Source organism: Mesorhizobium sp. M0601, assembly GCF_040320845.1.
In the GTDB taxonomy this organism is placed as follows: domain Bacteria; phylum Pseudomonadota; class Alphaproteobacteria; order Rhizobiales; family Rhizobiaceae; genus Mesorhizobium.
Genome location: NZ_JAMYQK010000088.1, coordinates 1 through 4,516, shown reverse-complemented (window position 1 = coordinate 4,516; position 4,516 = coordinate 1). Strand labels below are relative to the sequence as shown.

Genomic DNA, 4,516 nt, shown 5'->3' with positions numbered 1-4,516 from the left:
CAATGCTGCTTGCCAAGGAGGCCATGAACGAACCGATCGACATGTCGGAACTGATCGCCAGGGGGCCGTCAAGCGCGGAGGAGGCACTGCGCATTGAGCTTTATGAGCGCATTAACGCTCTCGGGATCGGAGCCCAAGGTCTCGGGGGCCTGACGACTGTCGTTGATGTCAAGGTCGCGACCTATCCGACCCATGCTGCGTCCAAGCCCGTGGCACTGATCCCGCAATGCGCCGCCAACCGCCACTTGACGCTCACATTGGACGGTAAAGGACCAGCGCAACTCCAACCGCCCGACCTTTCCCAATGGCCCCAGATCGGTCCCGAGGACTTGCAAACAACCGGCGTACGCCGGGTCAACTTGGATGAGCTGACGAGGGGAGAGACAACATCGTGGCGCTGCGGGGAAACTCTTCTTCTATCCGGAAAAATGCTGACGGGTCGGGACGCGGCCCATAAGCGAATGGTCGACCTGATCGATGCCGGTAAGCCGCTCCCGGTCGATCTGCGGGGACGCGTGATCTACTATGTCGGGCCTGTCCGCGCGGTAAGGGATGAGGTCGTGGGGCCGGCTGGCCCAACAACCTCAAGCCGCATGGACGATTTTACTGAAAAGATGCTCGCCGAGACCGGGCTCTATGCGATGGTAGGCAAAGCGGAGAGGGGCCCGGCGGCCATCGAGTCGATCGTCAGACACAAAACGCCCTATCTCATTGCAGTGGGTGGCGCTGCGTACCTGATCTCAAAATCGATTAAAGCGGCGCGGATCGTTGCCTTTGAAGATCTGGGCATGGAAGCCATTTATGAATTCGAGGTCCAGGATATGCCTGTGATCATGGCTGTCGATGTTGAGGGAAACTCGGTTCACAATTCCGGGCCGATTGAGTGGCGGAAGCGCATGGCTGCCGATAGCATCGCGCGCAACATCGGCGTTTGATTATTCCCGTTAGGCAATCCGTCCTGCCTCGCTTATCCATAGACTCCGAAAGGGCAACCAGAAGGCTGTGCGCTTGGTTTGGGCAAGCTGTGCGAATGGGCCCATGCGTGCGCCAGCACCGCCTGCGAGGAACGCAACGCTGGCTGGCACGTCGGCACCATGGATGCAATTGGCGCAGACCCAAAAGCAAGCGCCTAAACGTAAAGCGAGATTCAGCCCGGCAAGGCCATGAAGTCGAAACTAAACACTGTGCGCTTGGACGCTTGGGACCTTCGAATTCTCTCGGAGCTGCAAGCAGACGGTCGGATATCGAAAAGCGAGCTTGCGAAGCGCGTTCATCTGTCGGCGTCGGCCTGCTCGGAGCGGCTCCGCGTACTCGAAACAGCAGGAGTCATTGAAGGCTATTACGCGCGGCTGAGTCCATCCCTCACGGGGGGCGTGGTTTTCGTGATGGTGGAGGTCGTGCTCGATCGTCACCGCCTCGAAGACCAACGACACTTTGAGACCGCGATTCAAGGCTCCCCGAAATATGGACTGCTGGGCTATCGGAGGCCGGGTCGATTACCTGATGCGCGTCGCAGCTCCCTCGGTGGCTGCCTATCAGGAATTCATGGAGGGTTTGCTGCAGGTAGGCCTCGGGATCGATCAATATTACAGCCTTGTCGTGACGAAATCCGTAAAATCCAATTCGCCGATTCCCTTGTCGGCAGTAAAAGAGCGGTGAGTTTCCGGAGCCCGTGTTTTCCACGGAGATTGAGGTAAGTTCCGTGAATTCGTCGGCCGCGGACGCGCATTGCCGTGGAACGTGAGATGTGTCCGTCGGTATAATCAGCCCTTGACGAGCGGCTGACCGGGTGTCTCCGCCGGCGATCAACGGGAGAGCGGCAATGAGCCTGACCAATCTGGGAACCAAGCAAGTCCAGGAAAAGGATCGGAGCTTCGTCTTTCATCCGTCCACGCACTTGGCAAAACACAGCCGCGGCGAGACGCCGAATCGGATCATGGCCGGAGCAGAGGGGGTCTACATCTGGGATACGGAAGGACGAAAAAGCCTCGACGGTTTTGGCGGGCTCTATTGCGTCAATATGGGGTATGGCTGCACCGAGATTGCTGACGCCATTACTAAGCAAGCGCATGCACTGCCGTTCGCGCATGTCTACGCCAGCCAGGGCACGGAGCCGGTTGCTCTCCTGGCCGAGGCCGTGGTCGAATATTTCGGTCAGAACATGCGAAGGGTCTATTTCGGCCTCTCCGGTTCCGACGCCAATGAAACCAACATCAAGCTGGTCTGGTACTACAACAACATTCTCGGCCGCCCTGAAAAGAAGAAGATCATCTCGCGCAATCGCGGGTATCACGGGTCAGGGCTGGTTACAGGTAGCCTGACAGGCCTTGCCTTCTTTCACGATTTCTTCGACCTGCCTTTGAATTTGGTGCGCCATACGACGACGCCACACTACTATCGCCAGGCGCGCGACGGCGAAAATGAGGAAGCGTTCTCCAGGCGCTGTGCCAACGAACTTGAAGCTCTTATCCTCGCTGAAGGCCCGGAGACGGTTGCAGCCTTCATTGGAGAGCCGGTACTTGGGACCGGGGGTATCGTTCCGCCCCCCAAAGGATACTGGGCTGCGATTCAAGGAGTGCTTGACAAGTACGAGATCCTTCTTATTGCCGATGAGGTGGTCTGCGGTTTCGCGCGAACCGGCGAGAAATTCGGTTCCCACCTCTATGGCATGCGCCCGGATTTCGTAACCATAGCCAAGGGCTTGAGTTCCGCCTACCTGCCTATCTCCGGGTCGATTATCGGTGACCGGGTCTGGTCGGTTTTGGAGCAAGGAACGGAAAAGCATGGGCCACTTGGCCACGGGTGGACATATTCTGGTCACACACTCTGCGCGGCGGCCGCGCTTGCCAACATTAAATTGATAAAGGAAAGAAACATCTTGGAACATGTTCGGGATGTCGGACCGTACTGGCATGCCCGCATGAAAGCCGAACTGGAGGGACATCCCATTGTTGGCGAGGTTCGAGGCGTAGGCATCCTATCCGCCGTGGAATTGATGCGGGATCCTAAAGAACGGATGCCATTCGAGCCCGGACTTCAGGTCGGCGCGCGCGCCGCCGCTGCTCTGTTTGAAAATGGTGTCATAGGTCGCGCCATGCCGCATGGCGATATCCTCGGCTTTGCCCCACCTCTGATCATTACCCGAAAAGAGATCGACGTCATCGTCGACGCGACCGCGAAATCAGTCGAGACGACCTATCGCGGGCTGAAGGCGGAGGGCGCGATATGATCTGACGTGACTGCTGACGCCTTCCACTCGGAGCGTCCGGGATATCACGTCCGGCAGCCCTGTGGCGTCATGAGGTGGCGCGCGCAAAGCCTCGTCTTCGCTTTTCAGGCAACTTGCATGGAGGCTGTGCGAGCCGATGCCGGAATGCGACGCCCAATCTCGAAAAACACAGTGCCGCCTTCGCGTCCGAGACGGTGACGTAGGGCTGCTGCGAGAATTGTAGAGGTGATGCTCTTACAGACCACAGACCGCAATCTACCGTGAGGCTGAGCTACTCCATGGAGACAGATTCAACAGCCCGCAAACAGACACCCCGACCGTAATGAAGTGCAAACCCAAGAGGACAACTGTCGCCTGCTAACAGATGACGCTGGAATGAGGTCTCGGTGTCGATAAGAGCGCCGTCGAAGCACATATCGCCCTCCCAAGGCGCACCGGCCCGGCACGGAGCTCAGTCTCCTGCCGGGCCTTCTTCCCTGAATGGCTGCGCTTTGGTCGACCGTCTGTGGGGGCAGAAGCCGTGGGCGAACTCACTGCAGTTTAGCTATGCAAGACGTTTTTCATAGATTTGTAGAGCAAATCGCAGACAGCGCCGACGCGACGGACCTGCGCAACGCTCTGGGCGAGATTGCCTCTTCGCTCGATCTGCCGTCTTTTGCCTATCTTTTCCCTTCGCCTGGCAAGGGCCGCAAGGTGCGCCTGATTTCCACCTATCCTCAACCCTGGACATCTCACTACCTTCACAGTCAGTACGAAAAGATGGACCCGGTGATCCATCAGGCGCGTGGTACTCAGGAACCATTCAGCTGGGATGCGCACGGCGCTGATCTCAAACTGTCGACGCAGCAGCGACAATTGATGGATGAGGCGACGCAATTCGGCATTCACTGCGGTTTTACGATCCCGATCCATGACAGCGGCGGTCTGTTTGCAGCACTGACCTTCGCCTCCGATGAAAGGCAACCACTGTTCTTCCGCGTGATCGATCGATATGAACGCGCGCTCGAGCTCATCGCGATCTTTTTCCATCTTCATGCCTGTCGCAAGCTGGCCGACGACAGGATCGTGGATGGCGTTACCCTATCGCGAAGGGAAATCGAGTGTCTGAAGTGGGCGGCTCGCGGAAAGACGGCGTGGGAGATCGGCCGCATCTTGGGAATCAGTCGGCACACCGCAGCCTATCATCGGGATAACGCCAGGAAGAAGCTTGGCGTGAAGACGGTTATTCAGGCAGCCGTTCGGCTTGCACTATCCAGGCCATCTCTCTTCACCTGATCTCCGAAACCT

The 4,516-nt window shown here is 57.9% G+C and carries 4 protein-coding genes and 1 pseudogene; all 5 read left to right on the top strand.

Annotated elements, in window-relative coordinates; all coding sequences use genetic code 11:
- The coding region (locus NKI41_RS32750) for a FumA C-terminus/TtdB family hydratase beta subunit (protein ID WP_352687132.1) at positions 1-935 on the top strand (935 nt) is incomplete at its 5' end.
- A gap of 228 nt (positions 936-1,163) precedes the next feature.
- A pseudogene (locus tag NKI41_RS32745) lies at positions 1,164-1,274 on the top strand (AsnC family transcriptional regulator); the annotation flags it as partial.
- 190 nt (positions 1,275-1,464) lie between these two features.
- Positions 1,465-1,659, top strand: a complete 195-nt coding sequence (locus NKI41_RS32740) for an Lrp/AsnC ligand binding domain-containing protein (protein ID WP_352687129.1) — start codon at positions 1,465-1,467, stop codon at positions 1,657-1,659.
- 163 nt (positions 1,660-1,822) lie between these two features.
- Positions 1,823-3,229 (top strand): aminotransferase, encoded by a 1,407-nt coding sequence (locus tag NKI41_RS32735; protein WP_352687126.1) that lies wholly within the window; start codon positions 1,823-1,825, stop codon positions 3,227-3,229.
- Positions 3,230-3,775: 546 nt separating this feature from the next.
- A complete protein-coding gene (locus NKI41_RS32730; RefSeq protein ID WP_352687123.1) occupies positions 3,776-4,504 on the top strand; it encodes a LuxR family transcriptional regulator in 729 nt (242 codons plus the stop codon).
- Positions 4,505-4,516 lie beyond the last annotated feature (12 nt).